22 protein-coding genes and 1 other RNA gene are annotated in these 24,942 nt (G+C 38.6%); 20 read left to right on the top strand and 3 right to left on the bottom strand.

Annotated features, from left to right (window positions below):
* Positions 1-3 precede the first annotated feature (3 nt).
* Genes FHG85_RS06950 through FHG85_RS06940 form a run of 3 tightly spaced genes read left to right on the top strand, consistent with a single transcriptional unit; the run spans position 4 to position 3,209 of the window.
* Complete coding sequence (locus FHG85_RS06950) at positions 4-1,833, top strand: BatD family protein (RefSeq protein ID WP_173074333.1); 1,830 nt, start codon at positions 4-6, stop codon at positions 1,831-1,833.
* A 13-nt stretch (positions 1,834-1,846) separates the two neighbouring features.
* Positions 1,847-2,611: a tetratricopeptide repeat protein gene (locus FHG85_RS06945; RefSeq protein WP_173074331.1), complete on the top strand. Its 765-nt coding sequence runs from the start codon at positions 1,847-1,849 to the stop codon at positions 2,609-2,611.
* Positions 2,612-2,669: 58 nt separating this feature from the next.
* Positions 2,670-3,209 carry a glutathione peroxidase gene (locus FHG85_RS06940; protein ID WP_173074329.1) on the top strand — a complete coding sequence of 180 codons (540 nt, stop codon included), beginning with the start codon at positions 2,670-2,672 and terminating at the stop codon, positions 3,207-3,209.
* Between the two features lie 105 nt (positions 3,210-3,314).
* On the opposite strand, the gene FHG85_RS06935 is transcribed toward FHG85_RS06940, so the two are convergent.
* Positions 3,315-4,778 carry a M20/M25/M40 family metallo-hydrolase gene (locus FHG85_RS06935; RefSeq protein ID WP_173074326.1) on the bottom strand — a complete coding sequence of 488 codons (1,464 nt, stop codon included), beginning with the start codon at positions 4,776-4,778 and terminating at the stop codon, positions 3,315-3,317.
* Positions 4,779-4,863: 85 nt separating this feature from the next.
* Between FHG85_RS06935 and FHG85_RS06930 the strand changes: the two genes are divergently transcribed.
* The 9 genes from FHG85_RS06930 (at position 4,864) to FHG85_RS06890 (ending at position 14,755) form a co-directional block, all read left to right on the top strand.
* Positions 4,864-5,451 (top strand): DUF2179 domain-containing protein, encoded by a 588-nt coding sequence (locus FHG85_RS06930; RefSeq protein ID WP_173074324.1) that lies wholly within the window; start codon positions 4,864-4,866, stop codon positions 5,449-5,451.
* A 395-nt stretch (positions 5,452-5,846) separates the two neighbouring features.
* Positions 5,847-7,007: a trans-sulfuration enzyme family protein gene (locus tag FHG85_RS06925; RefSeq protein ID WP_173074322.1), complete on the top strand. Its 1,161-nt coding sequence runs from the start codon at positions 5,847-5,849 to the stop codon at positions 7,005-7,007.
* Between the two features lie 245 nt (positions 7,008-7,252).
* A complete protein-coding gene (locus tag FHG85_RS06920; protein ID WP_173074320.1) occupies positions 7,253-7,870 on the top strand; it encodes a hypothetical protein in 618 nt (205 codons plus the stop codon).
* Position 7,871: 1 nt separating this feature from the next.
* Positions 7,872-8,735, top strand: a complete 864-nt coding sequence (locus tag FHG85_RS06915; RefSeq protein ID WP_220429182.1) for a DUF2764 family protein — start codon at positions 7,872-7,874, stop codon at positions 8,733-8,735.
* Positions 8,736-8,760: 25 nt separating this feature from the next.
* Positions 8,761-10,518, top strand: a complete 1,758-nt coding sequence (locus FHG85_RS06910; protein ID WP_173074316.1) for a V-type ATP synthase subunit A — start codon at positions 8,761-8,763, stop codon at positions 10,516-10,518.
* Positions 10,518-11,840: a V-type ATP synthase subunit B gene (locus FHG85_RS06905; RefSeq protein WP_173074314.1), complete on the top strand. Its 1,323-nt coding sequence runs from the start codon at positions 10,518-10,520 to the stop codon at positions 11,838-11,840. Before FHG85_RS06910 ends, FHG85_RS06905 begins: the two co-directional genes overlap by 1 nt.
* Positions 11,841-11,853: 13 nt before the next feature.
* Positions 11,854-12,456, top strand: coding sequence for a V-type ATP synthase subunit D (locus FHG85_RS06900; protein WP_173074312.1), 603 nt, complete (start codon positions 11,854-11,856; stop codon positions 12,454-12,456).
* Positions 12,457-12,464: 8 nt separating this feature from the next.
* Positions 12,465-14,264, top strand: a complete 1,800-nt coding sequence (locus tag FHG85_RS06895) for a V-type ATP synthase subunit I (protein ID WP_173074309.1) — start codon at positions 12,465-12,467, stop codon at positions 14,262-14,264.
* A 44-nt stretch (positions 14,265-14,308) separates the two neighbouring features.
* A complete protein-coding gene (locus FHG85_RS06890; protein WP_173074307.1) occupies positions 14,309-14,755 on the top strand; it encodes a V-type ATP synthase subunit K in 447 nt (148 codons plus the stop codon).
* 15 nt (positions 14,756-14,770) lie between these two features.
* Here FHG85_RS06890 and FHG85_RS06885 read toward each other — a convergent pair whose 3' ends face one another.
* On the bottom strand, positions 14,771-16,552 hold the full coding sequence (locus tag FHG85_RS06885; RefSeq protein WP_181954720.1) for a YgiQ family radical SAM protein: 1,782 nt from the start codon (positions 16,550-16,552) through the stop codon (positions 14,771-14,773).
* A 2-nt stretch (positions 16,553-16,554) separates the two neighbouring features.
* Positions 16,555-17,796, bottom strand: coding sequence for an S-adenosylmethionine:tRNA ribosyltransferase-isomerase (locus FHG85_RS06880; protein ID WP_317167879.1), 1,242 nt, complete (start codon positions 17,794-17,796; stop codon positions 16,555-16,557).
* Positions 17,797-17,853: 57 nt separating this feature from the next.
* Here FHG85_RS06880 and FHG85_RS06875 point away from each other — a divergent pair, with 57 nt between their 5' ends.
* From FHG85_RS06875 to selD, 8 genes are all read left to right on the top strand, one after another.
* Complete coding sequence (locus FHG85_RS06875) at positions 17,854-18,909, top strand: Smr/MutS family protein (RefSeq protein WP_173074305.1); 1,056 nt, start codon at positions 17,854-17,856, stop codon at positions 18,907-18,909.
* A gap of 25 nt (positions 18,910-18,934) precedes the next feature.
* An RNA gene (gene rnpB, locus FHG85_RS06870) (RNase P RNA component class A) lies at positions 18,935-19,329 on the top strand.
* Between the two features lie 1,047 nt (positions 19,330-20,376).
* Positions 20,377-20,817 (top strand): helix-turn-helix domain-containing protein, encoded by a 441-nt coding sequence (locus tag FHG85_RS06865; RefSeq protein WP_220429181.1) that lies wholly within the window; start codon positions 20,377-20,379, stop codon positions 20,815-20,817.
* Between the two features lie 27 nt (positions 20,818-20,844).
* Positions 20,845-21,888 carry a quinone-dependent dihydroorotate dehydrogenase gene (locus FHG85_RS06860; RefSeq protein ID WP_246249176.1) on the top strand — a complete coding sequence of 348 codons (1,044 nt, stop codon included), beginning with the start codon at positions 20,845-20,847 and terminating at the stop codon, positions 21,886-21,888.
* 17 nt (positions 21,889-21,905) lie between these two features.
* A complete protein-coding gene (gene yedF, locus FHG85_RS06855) occupies positions 21,906-22,520 on the top strand; it encodes a sulfurtransferase-like selenium metabolism protein YedF (protein WP_173074301.1) in 615 nt (204 codons plus the stop codon).
* Positions 22,520-23,650: an aminotransferase class V-fold PLP-dependent enzyme gene (locus FHG85_RS06850; protein ID WP_173074299.1), complete on the top strand. Its 1,131-nt coding sequence runs from the start codon at positions 22,520-22,522 to the stop codon at positions 23,648-23,650. The genes yedF and FHG85_RS06850 overlap by 1 nt, the downstream gene beginning before the upstream one ends.
* On the top strand, positions 23,634-23,864 hold the full coding sequence (locus FHG85_RS06845; RefSeq protein ID WP_173074297.1) for a DUF3343 domain-containing protein: 231 nt from the start codon (positions 23,634-23,636) through the stop codon (positions 23,862-23,864). The genes FHG85_RS06850 and FHG85_RS06845 overlap by 17 nt, the downstream gene beginning before the upstream one ends.
* Complete coding sequence (gene selD, locus FHG85_RS06840; RefSeq protein WP_173074295.1) at positions 23,861-24,901, top strand: selenide, water dikinase SelD; 1,041 nt, start codon at positions 23,861-23,863, stop codon at positions 24,899-24,901. The genes FHG85_RS06845 and selD overlap by 4 nt, the downstream gene beginning before the upstream one ends.
* Positions 24,902-24,942 lie beyond the last annotated feature (41 nt).

Here is a 24,942-nt window from a genome sequence, read left to right as displayed (position 1 = left end):
ATTATGAAGAAACTTATTGGCATAATATTTCTAACTGCTCTCAGCCAGCTACTAGTAGCTCAAGATGCTACAATTGAAGCTTATGCGCCAAATCTGGTTGAAGTAGGGGAGCAGTTTAGCCTTTCGTACACACTAAATACTAAACCAAAGGAATTTATTCCACCCTCTATTACTAGTTTTGATATTTTAGCTGGACCAAGCACATCCAGTAGTACAAGCATTGAGGTTATAAATGGAAAGGTTACCCAAAGCCATACATTTACATATTCTTATGTTCTTGTTGCTAACAAGGAGGGCAAGTTTACTATTGACCCGGCTGAAGCAGTAGTTGGCGACAAGCGTATCCGCTCAAATCCTATTTCTATTGAGGTCATAAAATCATCTCCTACATCTTCTCAAACAACCGCTAGTACTGGCAGGCAATCGGCTAACGTTGAATCCAACAATTTGCCTGATGATGAGCTGTTTGTTACGGTTGAAGTCAACCGTAAATCGGCCTATATAGGTCAACCAATTGAAGCGGTGATTAAAATCTACACAAGAGTTGGAATTCTTAATTTTGAAGATGCCAAATTCCCTTCGTTTGAAGGATTCTGGAGTCAGGAGCTAAAAAGCTCACCTAACGTGAATTTTCATAGAGCAAATGTTAATGGCAAAATATATAACGCTGGTGAAATTCGCAGGTATGTTTTATTCCCCCAAAAAGCCGATAAAATTACAATTGATCCCTTTGAACTAATTGTTATTTACCAAGGTCGTGCAGCCCGTCCCCGCTCAATATTTGATGAATTTTTTGGGGGAGGTTATGAAACATTTAGGAAACGTTTGGTAAGCAAACCCATAACTATCAATATTAAACCACTTCCAAAGCCCGAACCTAAAGATTTTGTAGGTGCAGTAGGAAAATTTAAACTAGACGTTTCGGTTGATAAAACCGAAGTTAAGGCTAACGACGCTTTTACCTATAAAATAAAGGTTTCAGGCTCTGGTAATTTAAAACTTATTGGCGCTCCTACCGTTAAATTCCCTTCAAGTTTTGAGGTTTTTGATCCTAAAATTTCCGATAATGTTAAACTTTCTGGCTCAAATGCCAGCGGTAGTAAAACCTTTGAGTATGTATGCATTCCAAGAGCTGCTGGTGAGTATAACATTGAACCTTTTACCTTTTCTTTCTTTGATCCGGTAAAAGAAAAGTATGTTACCCTCAAATCAAAACCATTCAATATTAGGGTGTTAGCCGATTCTTCGGCTTCAAGCAACATGGTTGTTGCTAGCTACGGTAAAGAGGATATTAAGTATGTTGGGAAGGATATACGTTATATTAAAACTTCTTCATCTAAGTTTAAGACTCGCAATTCATTCTGGATTATTTCTGGCTACTATCAGTTCCTTTACCTCTTATTATTGGCCGTTTTTATTGTACTTTCCTATGTTTACCGTAGATATCGCAGTAAGATGCAAGATGTTGCATTTGTTCGTAATCGTAGGGCAAGTAAAATTGCACAGAAGCGACTTAAACTTGCCAAAGAACTTTTAGAGGATAATAAAAGCGCCGAATTCTTTGAGGAAATTCATAAGGCTATTTGGGGCTATATTGCCGATAAGTTGAATTTATCTTTAGCTACGCTTAACCTCGAAAATGTAACTGAAAATCTGAGAAATAATAGCATCGATGATGAAAAGATTGAACAGTTACGTTCCATCATAGAGACTTGCGAATATGCCAGATTTGCTCCCGAGGCAGAGCATTCGCAAATGACCGATATTTATGATAAGACTTTCAAACTTATTGAAGAACTTGAAAGCTTGTTAAAGAATAAAGTAAAAAAGTAGAGGAAATTGACCTATGAAGCGAATAGTTATCATATTGTTTATAATATATCCATTGGCAATATTTGCCAAGGTTGCTACTCAGAATGTTGATTCGCTTTTTGTGGCAGCCAACAAGTTCTATTCGTCGGGAAAATATACCGAGGCTGTCCAACACTACGAGGCTATTATTGCAAAAGGGAAAGTTAGCCCGGAGCTATATTTTAACTTAGGCAATGCCTATTTTAAGCTAAACGACATGGCGCATGCAATACTAAACTACGAAAGAGCTTACCTTTTAAACCCGAGCGATGATGATATTAAATTCAACCTTGAATTGGCAAGAACATATACAACCGATAAAATTGAAGCAATCCCCGATTTCTTTGTAACTAAATGGATAAATCAGCTTTCCAACCTATTTAGCTCAAATACATGGGCATTGCTGGCTTTGTTATCATTCATAATTACCCTTGTTTTGCTATCTCTCTTCCAGTTTTCTGGTAGATATCAGATTAAAAAGAACTCTTTCTGGTTTTCATGGGTTTTGGGTGCTCTTTTTATCGTTTTTATCTTATTTAGTAACGTCCAGAAAAATAGAGTGGTAAACTCTAATCACGCCATAATAACTACCTCATCGGTAGCGGTTAAGAGTTCCCCTTCGGATAACTCCAACGATTTGTTCATTCTCCATGCAGGCACAAAAGTTGAAACTTTGCGCAATGTGGGAGACTGGTGCGAAATAAAAATTGCTGATGGTAGTAAAGGTTGGTTGCTAAAATCTAACTTCGAAAAAATATAGGGACTGAACATTCTCCTTTTTGTGCTGTTTATATTTTATAATCAATAAATAAACAGCAATGAAGTACTTTTTGATATCTCTATTTGCGGTAACCTCAATGGGAGTTGCTGCTCAAACCACAGGTTTTTATAGCTTCACAGTTACCGACATTGACGGTAACGAGTTCTCTTTATCGAGTTTAAAGGGCAAGAAGGTAATGGTGGTGAACACTGCCTCTAAGTGCGGACTTACACCACAATACGAAGATTTGCAAGCTTTATACGAAAAGTATAAGGATAAAAACTTCATCATTATTGGCTTTCCTGCAAATAATTTTATGGGACAAGAACCTGGTTCAAATGAACAGATTAAGGAGTTTTGCACATCAAGATTTCATGTTACATTTCCAATGATGTCAAAAATATCTGTAAAGGGTAATGATATGCATCCACTTTACCAGTGGCTTACCCAAAAAAGTAAGAATGGTGTTATGGATAGCAAGGTGAAATGGAATTTCCAGAAATATTTAATCGACGAAAACGGAAATCTGGTTGATGTTGTTCCACCAAGAGAAAAACCTCATTCAAAGAGGGTTATAGATTGGCTTGAAGGCAAATAGATATCTAAAACCTTATTTTCGAGGTTCATATATTTGAAAATCAACTTATAGGTCTTTTGCAAAGGAGGGTGATAGTTTGCCTAACACCCTCTTTTTTATTCTCTTTTATTTTGCCCTCTCTTTTCTATATCTTCCTTTTGCCAGATATTTTGTTGTTAAAAAGCCAAGTCTAACCGTTTTCTCGAACACAAGGGGATTTAAAGTTTCTTGTGTATCGGTTGCTTGATGTAAGTGTTGGTATCCGTTTTTGGCATAAAAGTACAGGGTTGGTATTCCCTTTTCATGGAACGGTTGCGCATCGGCACCTCCACCTCCAAATGTTTTTTTAGTAAGAAGCTTTGTGTTTCGTTTGTCTAATCGCATCGCTTTTCTCCATAGTCTTTTATAGGTCTTGCCACCACCTATAGCAATACTATCGCCCGATCCTATGCAATCGAAGTTAAGCATGGCTATTACATTATCGGTTGAAAAAGGAAGGTGATTAACAAAATATGTGGAACCTTTCAGTCCCGACTCTTCCGATGAGAATGCAACAAATACAATTGACCTTCGAGGTTTTTTTGGGGATTCCTTGAGCGCTTCAGCTATAGCAATTATACCAGCCACACCTGAGGCATTATCGTTGGCTCCTGGAAAGTAAACATGGTTGCCTTGATAACCAACATGGTCAAGGTGAGCACCTAATATAATGTATTCGTTTTTAAGTTTGGGGTCGGAACCCTCTATATAACCAACAACGTTGTAAGTTTTTCTAAATTCTTGATAGTCGGCAACAACCCTCATGTATACTGATTTTCCGGTCTCAATAGAGTGGGGGGCTTTATCTCTTTTAAGCATCTCGTAGTATTCTTTGGGGCTATATGGAAGTTTGCTGAAAAGGCTGTCGGTAAGTCTTTCTCCTGCCTGAATCATTGGAAACTTATAAAGATGAGGCTTGCTGCCACAAGCAATACTACCGTAAATCATTGTCTTTGGCATTCCATTTGGTTCTCCGATAAAGATTATTCCCTTTGCTCCCAGTTCTTGAGCAACCCTGGCTTTTGCCCGTGGCGACCAGTCGCCCCAATTTCCACTAGACGGTTTCCATGGTGGAGCCGATTTGAACACCGCAACAATCTTATCCTTAACACTTATGCTTCGGTAATCGTTATACTCATCGGTTTTGATTCCAAATCCAGCAAAAACTACTTCTCCTCTTATTTCGCCTGCTCCTGAAAATCCTCTACAAATGAAATCTTTGCCTAAACGCATTGGGTAAATCGGCCGGTTGTTCTCATCCAAAATATATACTTGTGCATCAAGTATTATGTTTACTTCATCGGTAAATTCTTGTAGCATGTTTTTACCCAAAAGTGGCTTTAACCCAGCACTTTTAAAGCGCGTGGCAACATATCGGGCAGCATGCACATAGTACGGCGTGCCAGGTAAGCGCCCCATAAACCTTTTGGAAGAGAGATATTTTACCGTTTTGGTTAGCTCATTAGCATTTATTTTGGAAACTTCGGCTTTCTGGGCAAAAACACTTAAATAAAAAGTTGTTAGAGCTATTACTAAAATTATCCTTTTCATCAGCTATTCTTTTTCAACATTTTGAGCATACTAAAATAGCTCAGAAATGAGAAATTATCTAATTTTGTCTCATTAATTAAAATATATGAGTTCAGATTTTTTTAGTTCCGATTTGTACTTGTATGGCGTTCTGCCATTTCTCATCTTTGTTGCAAGGATTTGCGATGTAACCATTGGAACTCTTAGAATTATTTATGTCTCTAAAGGTCAGCGTAATATAGCACCAATCTTAGGATTTTTTGAGGTGTTTATTTGGATAGTTGCTATAAGCCAAATAATGGGAAATCTTAATAACTGGGCCTGCTATTTTGGCTATGCTGCCGGTTTCGCTGCAGGAAACTATATTGGAATGATGGTTGAAGAGCGGCTTGCATTTGGGAAGGTGCTTGTTCGTGTTTTTTCAATTAATGGTGGTGCCGAACTTGTTAAAATTTTAAATTCGCATGGGTATGGTGCCACAACATTTCAGGCTCAAGGTGCTCAAGGTGACGTTAGCATAGTTTATTCTGTAATTAATCGTAAAAATCTTCCCGATATCCAGGAAATACTTTTTAAATTCAACCCTAAACTTTTTTATGTTATAGAGGATATACGCAAAGTAAATGAAGGCATTTTTCAAACTTCAACAAGAGCTAAAATTCCAATTTTTGGCCGTTGGCGTAAAGGAAAGTAGCTAAAGTAGATTGTAATTTAAATCAACTTGTTTTTGTAAAGATATCTTCCATATTTTATTTCAACTGTGTTAATTTCTTGTATGATTGTTAGTCAAGTTCTCTTGACTCTATCCCAAGTTAATTTTATTGTATAGAATCATAAATTTATTCAAACTCAAGGAATATTCAGTATAGTTCTTGAAAAAACTCTCTGTCTCTAGTTCGATTGTATTTATCCCCTTTTGATATCTACATTCTAGCTGAGTTAATCTTAGATGAAGAAAGGGATTTAAACAAAATCGAATATCATAAATGATGAAGTATTATGCAATCTTTTTAAAGATGAGAGTTAAAAGCTATTTCTCTGTAAGCAAACTATGTTATTTTTACTAAATTGCGATTCAAAAATATGGAGATGAAAAAGGTAAACTCTATTAGAACACCAATCTACAGGGATTCAGGATTTTGGTTAAAAGATATTCCTACCATGAAAAAGGCTTTTGCCGATGAGATTGATCATCCAGCCGACCCCGATCTTTACATTTACTCACGTTACAGAAACCCAACCGTTGTTGAAACCGAGGAATTCCTGGCCAACATTGAGGGGGCCTCATGGTCGCTTCTTACCCAATCGGGACTTGCCGCTATTGATATTGCCCTTTCAATCTTTCAGAATCAAAAGAAAAATGGAAAATGGTTGTTCTTTTCCGAAATATACGGGGGAACAAACTCATTTATCGATAAGGTATTGGTTGAACGTAGAGGATTCGATATTGTAAGGTTTACTCCAAGTGGCGAATCCTATTCCATTGATGAATTTGAACGGATTATGAAGCAGCATATGCCCCAGGTGGTTTTTCTTGAGACTATCTCCAACCCAATGCTTATTGTTGCCGATGTTCCACAAATTATTAGCATTAGTAAAAAGTATGGTGCCAAGGTAATTGTTGATAATACCTTTGCAACACCATATATCTTTAAACCCCTCGATTTTGGAGCCGACATAGTAATCCATAGCGCAACCAAGTATCTTGCAGGTCATGGAAACCTTTCCGCTGGAGTTGTAACTGGTAACGATAAAGAGCTGCTTAAGAAGGCAATAGAGTATCGTAAGCTTGTGGGACATATGATTTCACCCGATGATGCTTACAGGCTACTCGATTATCTTAAAACATTCCACCTGCGTATAAAGCAACATTTTAGCAATGCTAAAGCCGTAGCTGAGCTTCTAAATGAAAACCCTTTAGTAGAAAAGGTGCTTTATCCTTCATTAGACACTCATCCAACAAACGGTATTGCTAAGAGTTTATTTAAAAATGGATTTGGGGCTATTGTTACCTTTGATATTAAGGGCGATTCTTTTGAAGAAAAGCAGATAAGGTGTAACACATTTATCCAAAAAGTTTCCGATTCCATTCATCTTATTCCAACATTAGGAGACGCCGAAACCATCCTAATGCCCATTGAACCTGTTTGGGGCGATAAATACCCTTTCCCAGGAATGGTGAGGTTATCAATTGGTATTGAACCTGTTGAAACTCTCATTGGGATTCTTGACAAGGCATTAAAACATTAACTGTTTTTTGTATAACATTAGGTAGTGTTAATAAATTATAAATGTTATTCATATAACAGTATGCTTATTTGGTTGATATATTGATAATTAGGATATGTTGAAAAGATTGATAGTTGTGTTTGTCGGTTAAAATTATTACAATTGTCATGTTTTTTTCATAACCACGCAAATATATTTGTGAAGGTTAGATGTTAAACGAAGATTACTAACTAACAAAATAATAATAACTTACAGGAGGATAAGCTATGCAGAATAAGCTTCAAGAGTTAACCGAAAAGATATACCGCGAAGGCTTGGAAAAAGGACAAGCAGAGGCAAATCAGCTAGTAGCAAAAGCAAAAGAAGAAGCAGAGAAAATTCTTTCCGAAGCTAAATCAGAAGCTGAGAAAATAGTTGCCGCTGCCAAGAAGGAAGCAGAAGACTATCGCAAAAATATCGATACAGAGGTTACCCTGTCGGCAAAACAGGTTATCAATGGCTTAAAACAACAAATCACTTCAATGATTGAGGCTAAGCTTTATGAAACGCCAGTTGTTGACGCGCTTAAAGATGCTGATTTTGTTAAGAAGGTGATTGAAACTGCTGTTAACCGTTGGGATCCCAACTCTGCCGAAGCTGTTAGTCTTCAGGTATTAGTTCCCGAGGACATGGCTAAAGCTGTTGCCGACCATTTTGCTGCAAAAGCACAATCAATTATCAATAAAGAGGTAGAGGTTAAGGTTGATAAGGCAATTAAATATGGTTTCCGTATCGGACCTAAGGATGGAAGTTATGTGGTTAGCTTTACCGATGCCGACTTTGAGAACCTATTCAAGGACTTTATGCGTCCTAAGATTGTAGCACTTCTTTTTGGAGGCAAGTAGAATGATGCGAAACTACTACTACCTGGTGGCTGGGCTTCCGGAACTGTTTATGGAACAGGACCGAAAAGATTTCAGCGTTAATGCTTTGAAACTGGAAGTTAAAGAACAAGTTCATCCTTCCGATTACCGCCTGGTAGAGTTCCTGCATTTAACCTACGATAACGATAACTTCCTTAACAAGCTTCTCGATCGTGGGCTTGAGTTCAACGAGTTAGGTTCATTCGAAAAATCCATTTTCGATGACCTCGATGAGAACATCAACATTCTTCCGCAATACATGCAGGATTTTTACTATAAGCATACAGGTAAAAAACGCTCAGCCGACGAACCCGATGAGGAGGATGACGAACCACACGATATTTTTGAGGCTGAAAAATTGCCAGAGGTTCGATTCTTAGAGAATTTCTATGACCTGGCAATTAATCAAAAAAATAGCTTTTTACGCTATTGGTTCAGCTTTATTCGTGATTTTAACAATGTGCTGACTGCCTTGAACTGCCGTAGAATGGGTGTCGATCCAGCCCTGCATCTTGTTGGAAATAATTGGCTCACCGAGATTCTTGCTAAGAGTCAGGCTGCCGACTTTGGATTGAAGCGTGAACTTGATTATATCGATAGGTTGATACAGGCTACCGATATTCCCGATATCCTAGAACGCGAGCGTAAGCTCGACCTAATAAAATGGGAAATGTCTGAGGAGCTAACAACCTGGGACTACTTCAATATCAACTTTATTCTCGGATTTTTTGTACGCGCTGGCATTGTTCACAGGTGGTTAAAGCTTGACGCCAAAACGGGAGAGGAACTTTTCAAGAGGTTATTCGATGATCTTAGAGCATCCTACAACCTCGCCGAAAAATTTTAACGAATAATAATTAATTAACTCAATAATGAAAACTCAAGGAAAAGTAACCGGAATTATTGCAAACCTTGTAGTTGTTGAAGCTAACGGACCGGTTGCCCAAAACGAGATATGCTATATCGACCTTGCGGGCACCAAGCTGATGGCTGAGGTAATCAAGGTTATTGGTAACCTGGCTTACGTTCAGGTATTCGAGAGCACTCGCGGGTTAAAGGTGGGTACTCCTGTGGAATTTCAGGGGCACATGCTTGAGGTAACTCTTGGCCCTGGCCTGCTTTCAAAAAACTACGACGGTCTACAGCACGACCTTTCTAAAATGAAAGGAATATTCCTCCAACGAGGCGACTATACCGATGCTTTAGACTTCGACTCAGAGTGGGACTTCACTCCTCTTGTGGAACCTGGTACTCAAGTTCAAGCCGCAGATTGGCTTGGTGAGGTACCCGAAAACTGGGTGAAGCACAAAATTATGGTTCCCTTCAAATTCGAAGGTACATATACCGTAAAATCAATTGTTCCTGCTGGAAAGTATAAGTTAACCGATACCATAGCTGTACTGGTTGATGCTAAAGGCGAGGAACATAACGTTACCATGTATCAGAAATGGCCAGTTAAAAAGGCTATTACAGCATATAAGGAAAAACCACGTCCATTCAAAATTATGGAAACAGGCGTTAGGGTGATTGATACCCTTAATCCTATTGCCGAAGGTGGTACTGGTTTTATCCCTGGACCTTTTGGTTGTGGTAAAACTGTGCTTCAGCACGCCCTTTCCAAACAAGCCGAAGCCGATATGATTATCATGGCTGCTTGCGGAGAACGTGCTAACGAGGTTGTGGAAATCTTTACCGAGTTCCCTCATCTCGACGACCCACGAACCGGACGTAAACTGATGGAGCGTACAACCATTATTTGTAACACTTCAAACATGCCTGTTGCTGCTCGTGAAGCTTCGGTTTATACAGCTATGACCATTGGTGAGTACTACAGATCAATGGGCTTAAAGGTGCTTCTACTTGCCGACTCAACCTCGCGTTGGGCACAAGCTTTGCGTGAGATGAGTAACCGTCTTGAGGAATTACCCGGACCAGACGCTTTCCCCATGGACCTTTCAGCTGTTATTGCTAACTTTTATGCTCGTGCTGGTTTCGTTTACTTAAATAATGGAACTACTGGATCTGTTACTTTTATTGGAACGGTTTCTCCTGCTGGTGGTAACCTAAAGGAACCCGTTACAGAATCAACTAAAAAAGCGGCACGCTGTTTCTATGCCCTCTCACAGCAACGTGCCGATAGTAAGCGATATCCTGCCATCGACCCAATGGATAGCTACTCAAAATACCTTGAATACCCTGAGATTCAAGAGTATCTAAATAAAAATATCAGCGAGAATTGGGTGGAAATGGTAATGAAAGCTAAAAACATCATTCAACGAGGTAAAGAGGCTTACGAGCAAATAAACATCCTTGGTGATGATGGTGTACCCTTGGAATACCACGATAGATACTGGAAAGCCGAAACAATCGACTTTGTAATTCTTCAACAGGATGCTTTCGACAAGATAGATTGCAACTCTCCACTAAAGCGTCAACGCTACATGCTTGAAAAGGTACTAGACATATGCAACACAAACTTCCATTTTGATAGTTTTGAGCAGTGTGCAACCTATTACAAGCGTGTAATCAACGCTTTAAGGCAAATGAACTATTCCAACTTTGAATCGGAAGAATTCTATAACTACGAGAAGGAGCTTGAAACAATTCTTAACGAAAGAAGGGTACAATAATGGAAACAAAAGCTTTTCAAAGAATATACACCCAACTTACGGGTATTACTAAGGCTACAGTATCGCTTAAAGCGCAAGGTGTAGCCAACGAGGAGTTGGCCATGGTACATGGCCGATTGGCTCAGGTTGTAAAGATTATGGGCGACACGGTTACCCTTCAGGTATTTAGTGGTACTGAGGGTATCCCGACAAACGCAGAAGTTGTTTTCTTTGGCGAGCCACCAAAACTTAAAGTTGGTGACGATTTGGCCGGCCGATTCTTCGATGCATATGGCCGCCCCATGTTCGGCGATTCCGAAATTGATGGCGAGCCTCGTGAAATTGGAGGACCTTCGGTTAACCCTCTTCGCCGTAAGCAACCATCGGAACTTATTGCAACAGGTATTGCTGGTATCGACCTGAATAATACACTGGTAACCGGTCAGAAAATTCCTTTCTTTGCCGACCCCGATCAACCTTTTAACCAGGTAATGGCTATGGTAGCACTTCGTGCTCAAGCCGATAAGATTATTCTTGGTGGTATGGGGCTCTCAAACGATGACTTCCTATTCTTTAAAAACGTTTTTGAAAACGCAGGAGCGCTCGACCGTATTATCAGCTTTGTAAATACCACCGAACAACCACCTGTAGAGCGTCTTCTTGTTCCAGATATGGCTCTTACTGCAGCAGAGTATTTTGCTGCTGAAAAACAGGAAAAGGTGCTTGTGCTACTTACCGATATGACTCTTTATGCCGATGCTTTGAGTATCGTTTCGAACCGTATGGATCAAATCCCCTCAAAGGACTCAATGCCTGGTTCCCTTTACTCAGACTTGGCTAAAATATATGAAAAGGCTGTGCAGTTCCCCGATGGTGGCTCTATTACCATTATCGCCGTAACAACTCTTTCGGGTGGTGACATTACTCATGCTATCCCCGATAACACAGGTTATATTACCGAAGGTCAGCTATTCCTTCGTACCGATAGCGATACCGGTAAAGTGATTGTTGACCCGTTCCGAAGCCTGTCGCGTTTGAAACAACTTGTAATTGGTAAGAAGACTCGCGAAGATCACCCTCAGGTGATGAATGCTGCTGTACGTCTTTATGCCGATGCAGCAAACGCAAAAACTAAACTTGAAAATGGTTTCGACCTTACCGAATACGATGAGCGCGCTCTGAAGTTTGCTCACGACTATTCAGAAAAATTACTTGCAATTGATGTTAATGTAGAGGTTGACACAATGCTTAATACAGCATGGGAATTGTTTGCCAAATACTTCTCAAAAACTGAGGTTGCTATTAAAAACGAGCTGGTTGAGAAGTACTGGCCTGCTAACTAATAACTATTAAACCATGGCAGTTAAGTTTCAGTTCAATAAAACGTCGCTTAACGAGCTCAATAAGCAGCTTAAAATCCGCCAAAGGGCCCTACCTACTCTTAAAAATAAGGAGTCGGCCTTGCGTATGGAGGTTAAGCGTGCTAAGGATAGGATGCAAGAACTTGAAGATCAACTGACTAATCGGATAAAAGATTACGAGTATATGGTTAGCCTTTGGGGCGAGTTCGAACGCGATCTTATTCGAATTGACGATGTTAAGTTGGGAACTATTAAAATTGCCGGGGTCAAAATACCTGTTTTAGAAGAGGTTATCTTTGGTGTAAAGGATTATAGCATTTTTGCTCGACCATATTGGTATGCCGATGGGGTAAAGATTCTTAAAGAGCTGGCTGAAATTGGCATTGAACGCGATTTCTACCACGAAAAGATGAGATTACTCGACCATGCACGCAAGAAAACCACACAAAAGGTTAATCTCTACGAAAAGGTTCAGATTCCCGGATATGAAAATGCCATTCGAAAGATTAAACGTTTCCTTGAGGATGAGGAAAACCTTTCGAAATCGGCCATGAAGATTGTGAAGAAACGCTACGAAAATGCGGAGGTTGAGTCATGATAACCCCTATGTATAAATATAATTTCCTGATTTATCACCGCGATTTTGATGATTTTCTTAGAAAACTTCAAAAAATAGGCGTGGTTGATATTTCTAGGGAAAACAGAGTGGTTGATGAGTCCGAAAAGGAAATCCTTGATAGGATTAATGGCATCTCAACAACCATTAAGTTCTTAGAAAATCGTGTTGCCCCCATCCAGGAAATCACTCTGCATCTCACTGCCAACGAAGTTGTAGAACGAGTGGAACAACTTCAGCGTGAGCGTGAACAGTTTGAAAATGCCATTAAAAAGGCTCAGAAAGAGCTGGCAGAGGTTAAGCCTTGGGGTAATTTTGACTTGGAACTAGTCAAAAAACTGATTGATAAGGGAATTAGCATTCGTTTCTTTATTGCTTCGGAAAAAGCATTTAAGGAGGAGTGGCTCAATGAGTACCCCATTGAAGTGATTAGCCAAACAGGTGGATTATTCTACTTTGTTATGGTTAATTTCTCTGGCGAAACCATTCCCGATGAGGCTCAAGAGGTTCGAATTCCTCAATTCTCAGCAAAACAAAAGGAAGATGAGATTAAACATTATGAAGAGAAAATAGCTGAGATAGATAAGGAACTCGATTTCCTTGCTTTATACATCGATACGCTGAAGGAGGAACAAACCCAACTTACAAATCAGCTCGATTTTAAGATGGTAAAATCGAGTGCCGTTGCCGAGGCCGAAAACACACTAATGGTTCTTGAGGGTTGGGTGCCTGAGAATCTTAACGATCAGGTCAAAAAGTTCCTTGATTCTGAAAGCGTGATTTATATTTCGTCTAAAGCAGAGCCACACGATAATGCCCCTGTTCTGTTGAGAAATAATAAGTTTGCGAAACTATTTGAACCTATTAGCAAGCTTTTTGCTTTACCAACATACGCCGAACTCGATTTGACCCCATTCTTTGCGCCCTTTTTCATGCTATTCTTTGGTTTTTGCTTTGGTGATGCTGGCTATGGTTTGCTGTTTGTAATTGGTGCAACCATTTATAAGTTTAAGGCAAAGCCAGAGTTTAAACCCATTCTAACATTAATTCAGCTTTTAGGTTTGGCAACCGTGCTATTTGGGGCCCTTACAGGAACAGTTTTTGGAGCCAGCCTTGTTGAACTTGATATTCCTGCACTCCAGAACTTTAAATCCTACTTCTTTGATCAGGATAAGATGTTTAAGCTGTCGCTCATACTTGGTTTGGTTCAAATCGTTTTTGGTATGTGCGTTAAAGCTGCAAATCTTTGGATACAGTACTCCTGGAAGCATGCAATATCAACCATAAGCTGGGTGATACTCATAATTAGCATGCCAATCTTTTACTTCTTAGGTCAAGATCCAAATAGTTCTCTTAAACTATTTGGGAATGTTCACCTAGTAATACTTGGTATTGCTGGAATTGGAATTATGTTTTTCAACTCACCTGGCAAAAATCCTCTATTTAACTTTGGATTAGGGCTATGGGATACCTACAATATGGCAACAGGCCTTCTGGGTGATACTCTATCTTACATTCGTCTATTTGCCCTAGGTTTGAGTAGTGGAATATTAGGTAGTGTATTTAATAGTTTGGCCTTTGGTATGGCACCGGATACCCCTGTGCTTAAGCATATTGTTATCATATTAATACTTTTTGCAGGGCATTCCATTAACATTTTTATGTCAGCTTTGGGTTCACTAGTACATCCCATGCGATTAACCTTTGTTGAGTTTTATAAAAATGCTGGGTTTACTGGTGGTGGAAGGGAATATAATCCTTTCCGTAAAAAATCAATTGATTTACAATAAACTAGTTATCAGATTAATTTAATAACCAAATAAATTTTAAAACTATGGAACCAATTATTTTTGCTTACATTGGAATTGGGATAATGATTATCCTTTCAGGTGTTGGTAGTGCTTATGGTGTTACCATTGCTGGTAATGCTGCAGTAGGTGCACTTAAAAAAGAGCCAGGTGCTTTTGGTAACTTCCTTGTGCTTAGTGCTCTTGCAGGTACACAAGGTCTTTATGGCTTTACCGGTTACTTTATGCTTAAAGGCTTTTTAGTTCCAGAAATCACATGGGCTCAAGCTGCTGCTATTTTTGGTGCTGGTTTAGCAATGGGATTTGTAGGACTTTTCTCTGCACTTCGTCAGGGTCAGGTTTGTGCTAATGGTATCACTGCTATTGGTAATGGACACAAAGTATTCGTTAATACCCTGATTCTTGCCGTATTCCCAGAGCTTTACGCAATTATCTCGTTAGCTGCTGTGTTCCTAATTAGCGCATCATTATAATTGAATGCATTATACCTATTTTTTGCGACGGCTGCCTCTGGGTGGCTGTCGCTTTTTTTTATTTTGACTATCTGGGGGGCTCTTATACCAGAAAAAATAGCTTTGCTGTTTCCGCTTTTCAGCAATCGTTTTGGCCACGTAAACCTTTTCACCTGTGTAAGGATTTATTCCTGAATAGTACATAGCCGAAGCAAGTGTCATGGGTGTTGGTGTAAAATCCTGAACCTGCTCTAGCCTAAAATTCAACTTCTTTGTTTCGTCTGCCAGTTGCTTCATATCTTCTTCTGTGGAGCCGGGATGACTTGATATGAAGTATGGGATAAGTTGCTGTTTTAGACCATATTTACTATTTAACCTATCAAACCATTGCTTTAGCAATTTAAATTGCTCAAACGAGGGTTTTCGCATCATTTTGAGCACCATATCGGATGTATGTTCTGGTGCAACTTTTAGTCGACCTGATACATGAAATTTAAAGAGATCCTCAAAATATTCCCTTTCGTGTTTGCTATCTTGTCTATTAATAAATAAATCGTATCGAATACCACTACCTATGAATGCTTTCTTAATGCCCTTTATCTCTCTTACTCTTTTATACAATCTATTTATCCGTTCATGGCTTGAATTGAGATTCTTGCAGATATTCGGATAAATGCATGATGGTCGCTTACATTTTGCGCAAATGTTAAGGTCGTTGGGAAACATGCCATACATGTTTGCCGAAGGCCCTCCCAAATCGCTTAGGTAGCCACTAAAACCTGGTAGTTTTTTAATCTCATCAATCTCCTGTAAAATGGATTGCTCGGAACGCGAAGAGATAAAGCGACCTTGATGAGCCGAAATTGTGCAAAAGCTGCAACCACCAAAGCATCCTCTGTGAATGTTTACCGAGAATTTAATCATTTCCCAGGCTGGAATAGTTTTACCTTTATAACGTGGATGAGGTAAACGGGTATAGGGAAGATCGTACCAGCTATCAACTTCCTTAGTTGTGGCAGGTTTAAACGGTGGGTTTACCACTACGCATTTATTCCCAATGGGTTCTACTAGAAGCTTGCTATTGATTCTGTTAGACTCCTGTTCAATTATCTTAAAATTATGGGCAAACTTAAGCTTATCGTTAAGGCACTCCTCGAATGAGTGCAATATATGTGTTTTTTCACTCCTACTATACTTTTCAAAATTTTCATCTATATATGCTATCTGGTTGATTCTTTTTAACGCGCTAATAGGTAAACCGCTATTCAATCCATTCGCAATTTCTACAATTGCTTTTTCTCCCATACCGTAAACTAAGATATCGGCCTTGCTATCAACCAGAATACTTGGTTTTAACGAATCTGACCAGTAATCATAATGGGTTAACCTTCTTAACGAAGCCTCAACTCCTCCAATAATAACAGGAGTGTTCGCAAATAGTTTTTTTAGTATATTGGCATAGACGATAGTTGCATAATCGGGTCTAAACCCCGATTTCCCTTCAGGAGTATAGGCATCATCGCTACGCAAACGTTTTGCAGCAGTGTAATGGTTAACCATGGAATCCATGTTACCTGCCGTAACAGCAAAAAACAATCGTGGTTCTCCAAATTTCTTAAAATCTCGTAAATCGTCGCGCCAGTTGGGCTGGGGTACAATTGCCACTTTATAGCCTTGGCTTTCAAGTACTCTACCTATGACTGCAGCACCAAATGCGGGATGATCTACATACGCATCACCAGTGAATAGTATTATATCGGGCTGATCCCAGCCCAACGCTCTTATCTCTTTTACCGATGTGGGTAAAAAGTTCATCATTTCTATTTATTCACAAAAAGAATACTGCTATCTCCATAGCTAAGAAAGCGAAAATCATTTTCAAGTGCGTATTGGTAAATACTTTTCCAGCTTTCTCCAACTGCAGCAGCTACAAGAAGTAAAAGGGTAGAACGGGGCTGGTGAAAGTTGGTTATCAGAATATCGCAACTTTTAATGGTGTAACCAGGAGCAATGATTATTTGCGTGGATGCCGAAAGGGCTTCAAGCCCTTTGTCTCTCATATAATCATATAAGGCTTTGAAGGCATCTTTAGGTTTAATAACTGCATCTAGCTCATAAGGTTCCCATTGACCCACAAAAAAATTACTGCCTAGCAGTCCCATTGCTGCTTTTACCCCTAGCCAGTATATCGATTCAACTGTTCGCAACGTAGTTGTACCCACACAGGTAACTTTTTCGTTACTTATCCAAAGTTTTTCTACCATTTTGATATCGACAAAAAAATGCTCAGTATGCATTTTGTGGCCATCAATGGTTTCAGCGGTAACAGGTTTAAAAGTTCCTGCACCAACGTGAAGGGTTACAAAGCTTGGCTCAATCCCTTTACCTTTTAGTTTTTTGAATACCTCATCGGTAAAGTGTAAGCCTGCCGTTGGAGCTGCAACAGATCCCTCTGGTTGAGCATATATGGTTTGATACCTGTAGCTATCAATCTCTTCGCTATCCCTATTGAGGTAGGGTGGAATGGGTACCTTTCCGCAAAGTTCTATTATTTCTGCAAAAGTGAGTGAACTATCATTCCAAGAAAATTCAACCTCAGCACCTTCGCTTAATTTTCGGAGCATTTTTGCAGTAAGGGTGGTAGAAGTACCTGATATTTTAAGCTGTAAATCATCAGATTTCCAGCGCTTAATGTTACCGACTATGCACTTCCAAGTAACTTTTGCTTTACTAGAAAACGATAGGGTATAATCCGAGGGTTCAACTGGTTCAATTAAAAAAATCTCGATGTTTGCTCCTGTTGCTTTCGTAAACTTTAGCCTTGCTCTTACTACACGCGTATTATTGAGTATAAGCAAGCTTTTATTTGGCAGGTAGGTGTCAATATTTTTAAAAATATCACTTGAAATCTGATTATTCTTATAAACTAGCAGCTTAGATTGGTCTCTTTTTTCTAATGGGTGTTTAGCAATGCGCTCATCTGGTAAGCTATAATTATAATCAGCAATTCTAATTTTTTTAACATCCATAACTTCTTTCTCCGAATATTGAAATAAGGCCACAAAATTAGCTAATTTTGCAGATTAATAAGGATTACAAATTTCTGAAAATCAATTTATATGAACGTAAAAGTAGGTTGTAAGGTTCGTTTTCTTAACGAAGTTGGTGGTGGTCAGGTGATTAAGATGATTGATAAAAAAACTGCATTGGTTAAAACCAGCGATGGTTTTGAAGTTCCAGCACTTATTAAAGAACTGGTTGTTGTTGAACCTGCAGCCGATGAGGTATTAGTACGAGATTACTCAGAAAAAAATGAGAAACAAAATACTCCTGAGGGGAAACAGAGGTTTGAAGAACCGACCAATTTAGATGTTGATGATGATATTTCAGATATAGAAGGTGAAGATATTACTCTTGAACTGGCTTTTGTTCCAGAAAATCACAGCAATCTACAAAATTGTAATTTTGATCTATATCTTATTAACGATAGCACTTATAGAGTTTTCTATGTGTTATCGAACGTTATTGATGATTATCATGCTCCATTCAGTACAGGAATTCTTCAACCCGACACAAAGGTGCTTATTAAGAAACTTACTCCAGGAGATATTAGCAAACTTATCATGTATAACTTGCAAGCAATTTACTACAAGAATATCCCCTTTAAACCTTATCAGCCTGAATTTTACGATATAGAACTTGATCCAATTAAACTTTATAAAAGAGGGAATTTTTTAGAGAACGATTATTTCGACAAGGACGCATACATCATTTCAATTGCCAGCACAAAACGAGAACTTATATTGAAGCACCTAACCGATAAGGCTATCTCTGAAGCAATTAAACAAAAAGAAAAACCTAAAGTCAAACGTAAAAAAGAACCTGTTCTGGAATTGGAGGAGGTAGATCTTCATATCCATGAACTTGTTGATGACTGGAAAGATTTAACTCCTGGTGAAATTCTAAAAATCCAGCTAGCCCGTTTTGAAACAGCTTTAGAGGGGGGGATTAAAAGTAAATCGACCAAACGAATGGTATTCATACATGGAGTGGGCAATGGAAAGCTAAAGTATGAAATTACCAAGTTGCTAAATAGTAAGTATCCGAAACTTCGATATCAGGATGCATCGTTTAAGGAGTATGGTTTTGGAGCAACAATGGTATTTGTAAAATAGGATTATTTGACATAATTATTAGCAAGCAGATAACCGTCCTACCGCGCCGTGAGATACCGGTGAGGAAAGTCCGGGCAGCGCAGGGCACCACACTTCCTAACTGGAAGATGCTCGCGAGGGCATAGAAGTGCAACAGAAAACAACCGCCATGCCCTGTGCATGGTAAGGGTGAAAAGGTGAGGTAAGAGCTCACCGGGTACCATAGCGATATGGTATGCCGTGCACCTTGTGGGCTGCAAGACCATGTATACTTCGATTTCGTTTGAAGCAGGGCTGCCCGTCCTGTTCCTGCTAGCCAGGAGTCGAAGGGGGTAGGTCGCATGAGCCTGCAGGCGACTGCAGGTCGAGATAAATGGTAGGAGCATTTTTGGGAATTTCCCAGTAAATGTACAGAACCCGGCTTATAGGTTATCTGCTTGCTTTTTTTATCATCTTTTTCTTTTAATTATGTTAAATAGATTGTTTTCAAAATATAAATTATCCAAACTTGAATTTAGTGGTTTAGCTATTACAAAATACTACAATATCCGTCTTTCAATAAAATTAGAATTCAAGAAAAAAGCATCAAAAAAGCATGTTTGTAGGTATACATGTGTAAACTTAAAAGATTCCTTGAAAGTTTTATAGCAAATAAACAGGATGAGACAAATGTTTGATATATCAAATGCGCGTTAACGTATTATATACAAAACTGTGTACCAGTTATTTACAAGCATTATATTAATTATGTATTTAAATAATATTCCTTTTATTTGCATACCAGCTCCTAAAGTATTGTTAAATTATAATTTATGTATTTGTATACCAGATATATGCACATACTATTGTATATTACAGTTTAGCTAAATAGATGAAATATATTGATATTCTATACAAAATCGGCTTAGATGATAAAAATGGTGGTAATTTGCACCATAATTCAATAAGGGGCTATTGACTGTATAGCAATGAATAAGTATATAAAAGTATGTTATCAACTTGTTTATGAACTCAAGGTGACTAACATTCTAATTGAACAATAGGGAGCGTTTATTAGTGCCAATCTTACCTAAAAATAACCACGCCCTTGGATTTTATTGATTTCAGTATTAAGAAGTAGTTTATTGGCTTGGTAATCATGTATTTTTTGTATCGGTTTTCAATTAGGTTTAAGAATACTGTATTCAAAACAATTGGATAAAAAGTAAAAATAAGTCAATGTTTACCCGGATGGTGCTTTCCAATCTCATACTCCTTTCCCCGAAATCGCTCTTTTGCTTAGCTCAAATATTAAGACAGATGGTTTAGGATTCCAATAAGATTAAATAGTTATCGCATAACTATAACATCTCTAGAATTCAAGCATTAGAACACTCCAGTTTTACTATATACATATGTAATCTTACCCAAACAATCAAATACACATATGTAACTTGCAAAGTTGAAGCGAAATGTATACATTTGTAATTATGCGAAAAGGTTTAGCATATGGTAAGTGAGAGGCTCGATAAAATAATGAGAAAATACAACTTAACTGCAGCAAAGTTTGCAGAAATACTTGAAGTACAACCAAGTGCTATTTCTCATATACTTTCTGGGAGAAACAAGCCTAGTTTTGATTTTTTGCTAAGAATTGCTACTAAAATTCCAGAAATAAACATGGAATGGCTTATAACGGGAAAGGGAAATATGACGAAAGTAGTTGTACAACAAACGCTTTTTCAGGATTCTAATTCTAGTACATCAAACCAGAACAACATAAACGAAGGTTTAAGCGAAAGGGGAAAGGATTCAGCTGATAAAAAATCAGGAAACATTGCGAAATCAAGCCAGGTTACAAATGTAAATATGCATAAGTCGGTTAAACGTGTAATTATTTTTTACAACGATAACACATTTGAAACATATGAACCAAGTACCTCTGATTAAAAAATTCATGTTACTTTTGCAAAAAAAATGTTGTACAAGAACTTAATTCGTCCATTGTTTTTTTTGCTTAATCCTGAACAAGCTCACCATTTTGTAGTTAATTGTCTTCGTATAGCTTTTTCTATTCCAGGTATAAGGCAATTGGTGAAAAGATTCTACAACGTATCCCACCCTTCATTATATAGGGAGGTTTTTGGTTTAAAATTTAAAAACCCAGTTGGTTTAGCTGCTGGTTTCGATAAAAATGCAGATTTTTACCATAACCTTGCTGTCTTTGGCTTTTCTTTCATTGAGGTTGGGACGGTAACACCTAAACCACAACCAGGAAATCCTAAACCCCGTTTATTTCGTCTTATTCCCGATGAGGCTCTTATCAACCGCATGGGATTTAATAATAAAGGAGTTGATTATGTTAAATTAAAGGTTACAAACAGAAGGGAACAATCAATAATAATCGGAGGAAATATTGGTAAAAATACCTCCACACCCAATGAAAATGCTGTTAACGATTATATTTATGCTTTTAAACAGCTATATCCTGTTGTCGATTACATAGTTGTAAACGTTAGCTGTCCGAATGTCAAGAACCTTAGAGATCTGCAGGACGATGATAGCTTGTCGCTAATTTTGGAAGCAATAATGCTTGAACGAAAAAAATTTAATACCGTTAAGCCTATACTTTTGAAGGTTTCGCCTGATCTTACTAACGACCAACTATCTAAAACAATTGATGTGGCTGAAAAACAGGGAATTGATGGATATATTGCAACAAATACTACAACATCCCGAAGTAATCTTAAAGAGTTAAAGCAAAAGGTTGAAAAAATTGGTGCAGGAGGCCTGAGTGGTAAGCCATTAGCTGATCGAGCAATTCAGGTGGTAAAATTTATTCATGGTAAAACTAATGGGCAAAAGCCAATTATTGGCGTTGGTGGAATTTACACGCCTCAAGATGCAGAGAGAATGATCAGAGCTGGCGCATCTCTGATTCAAGTTTATTCTGGATTTATTTATGAGGGTCCAGGAATTATAAAACGAATAAATAAGTCGTTGATTAATAAAAACATATAGCATTAAGTTAAAGTATTATGGAAAGAATTGTTGATTGTAAAGGTTTATTGTGTCCCCAACCGCTTATACTCACAAAAAGAGCTCTAAAAGAGGTGGTTAAGGGTGAAATTTTAAAGGTGATAATTGATAATGCTACTTCGTGTCAGAATGTTACACGCTTTTTAACCGATAATAACATTGAGTTCAAAACCTCTGAAGCCGATGGCGTTTACACGCTCACAATTATTACTCCTGGTGCTGATTTTTCACCTAAAAAGGAGGCAGAGGAGTACTGTGAAATTTCTAATCCAAAAACTGTTAGCTACATAGTTCAAATAACCTCAGATTTTATTGGTTCTGGGAACGAAGATCTTGGACGAATCCTAATGAAAGGCTTCTTGAATACACTACCTGACATCGAGGAGTTACCGTCAGAAATAATTTGCTATAATAGCGGGGTGCTCCTGGCTAAAAAAGGAACCGACACTGCTAAGTCGTTATTAAAGCTTAAAAACATGGGGGTAAAAATAACTCTTTGCGGTACATGTGTCGATTTTTACGGTATTAAGGAAGAGATAGAGGTGGGTGAAATTTCAAATATGCTTTATATTGCTGAAAAGCTAACTTCGGGAGTTAAAGTTGTAAAACCATAATGCTTAACCTATATTTCGATAACGCGGCTACAAGTTTTCCAAAGCCACCGGAGGTGGCTGAATATACAAGGTTGTATCTTGAAAAGGGAGGAACATATGGTAGAGGGGCATACGACCGGGTTATAAACGTCTCTAGAACGGTAGAGGAGACCCGTTTTTTGCTTTCGCAGCTAATGGGAACGAGTTTATCGGAGAACGTTTTATTTACACATAATTCAACCCATGCGATTAATATTGTGCTTCAGGGGTTTAGGTATAAGTTTAAAAGGGTTTTAATCTCACCCCTCGAGCATAATGCTGTGACCCGTCCCATAGAGCATTTAAGAGAAAAAATAGGACTCAAATTCGATGTAATTCCTCATAAATCCGATGGCCAAATATCATTAGAAGAGCTAGGCCAGTTGGATTTGAATAGATATGACTTATGCATCATTAACCATATTAGCAATGTTAACGGCGTTATACAGCCCATATGCAAGGTGAAACAGGTGATTGGAAATCTTCCCTTGCTGGTTGATGCTAGCCAGTCTGCTGGCTACTTTGAGCTGGAAGCCGATAAGTGGAATGTAGATTTTATGGCGTTAACCGCCCATAAAGGGCTTATGGGGCCAACAGGGGTTGGCTGCCTGTTTATTCGTAATACAGAATTGGTTAGCCCCCTAATGTTTGGAGGTACGGGGTCCCGTTCTGATAGTTTTTTAATGCCCGAACATCTTCCTGATAGATATGAGCCGGGTACGCCAAATATATTGGGAATTTACGGTCTTAATGGTGCGCTTAAGGCTAATGTTGATTTTGGATTTACTCGAAATGATTTCAAAGGGTTACTTTCTGATATCGAAAGGCTTAACACGATAAAAGTTTACCGATCGAAAAGTTTTGAGAACCAGGGGTTTGTTTTCTCCATTACCTCTAATAACCTAAGTTCGTCCGACTTAGCAGATATATTATTTAGGAAATACAAGATTGAAACCAGAAGCGGGTTGCACTGTTCTCCTCTTGCACATCAAACCTTGGGGACAATGCCCCAGGGTACGGTCAGGTTTTCACTCTCCAAGTACCATAGTCCTAACGATTTGAGCTATATTTACAAGGCTTTAAATGAGATTGACTATGAGCAGGGAGGATAAGCTGTTAATTCTTTTTGAAAGTATCCATAAGGTGATGCTTGCTGAGCGGCTAATAGTTAAGATTTACAAGCCATACCAGATCATACCAGTACCCAAACAGTACAGCTCGGAATGTGGAATGTGTATTGAAATTATTAGTTCCGATAAAGATGAAATAGTTGCTGAATTACAGCGCAATGAAATTAATTTTAACATTGTTAAAAGAGGGTTATGAGCGAAAAATTTGACTTGTTATCAACCGTGGAGTATGGTGGTTGCTCTGCAAAGATTCCTGCAGCAATACTTGATTCAGTATTATTAAACCTGCCCAGAATTACAGATGCCAATGTTTTAGTAGACATTGATACCCACGACGATGCAGGCGTTTATAGGATAAATGATGAGTTGGCGCTGATCTTCACTACCGACTTTTTTCCTCCCATTTGTAGCGATCCGTTTGAATTCGGACAAATTGCTGCAACTAACTCATTTAGTGATGTATACGCCATGGGGGGTGAACCTTTTCTTGCATTAAATCTAGCCATGTTCCCCTCTTCGCAAATACCTTTAGATGCCTACAAGCAAATACTTGAAGGTGCTGCAGATGTGGCGCAGAAAGCAAATGCCATAATTATTGGTGGACATACCATTGATGATTACCCGCCTAAGTTTGGATTGGCTGTTATTGGGAGGATAAAACCCGATAGGGTAATTACCAATGCAGGATTGAAGCCAGGCCAAAAGCTAATACTGACAAAGCCCATAGGAACAGGCGTTATAGTAGCTGGCCAAAGAATTGGCATGGTATCGGAATCGGCGTATCGAGCCGCTCTTGATAACATGAAGGTGCTTAACGATAAAGCCGCACTTGTTATGCAGCAATTTGGTGTAACGGGTGCCACCGATGTTACAGGATTTGGCCTTTTAGGCCATCTGGCCAAGATGTTAAAAGCTAGTGGAGTAGGGGTATCCATTGATACAACCTGCATCTCTTTCCTACCAGAAGCTTACCAGCTAACCGACGAAGGGTGTATTCCAGGTGCAGCTTTTCGTAACCTTGAGTTCATTGAGAATGTACTGGAAGCTCAGGATGGAGTTGACTACAACACTAAAATGCTTATGTGTGATGCCCAAACATCGGGAGGAATACTAATGGGTGTTAATCCTGAACATGTTAACGATGCTCTAGAAGCGCTTAAAAAGTTTGGCTATTTACAATCAACCGTTATTGGAGAAGTCACAAATAGCAACAAGTTGTTGCTAATAAGGTAGATTGGAGTGGTAATTTATAGCAGAATATTTAAGATTGGTTA

This window comes from Tenuifilum thalassicum (assembly GCF_013265555.1).
Taxonomy (GTDB): Bacteria; Bacteroidota; Bacteroidia; order Bacteroidales; family Tenuifilaceae; genus Tenuifilum; species Tenuifilum thalassicum.
The sequence above is the reverse complement of the archived record's forward strand: the minus strand, read 5'-3'. Positions and strand labels throughout refer to the sequence as shown.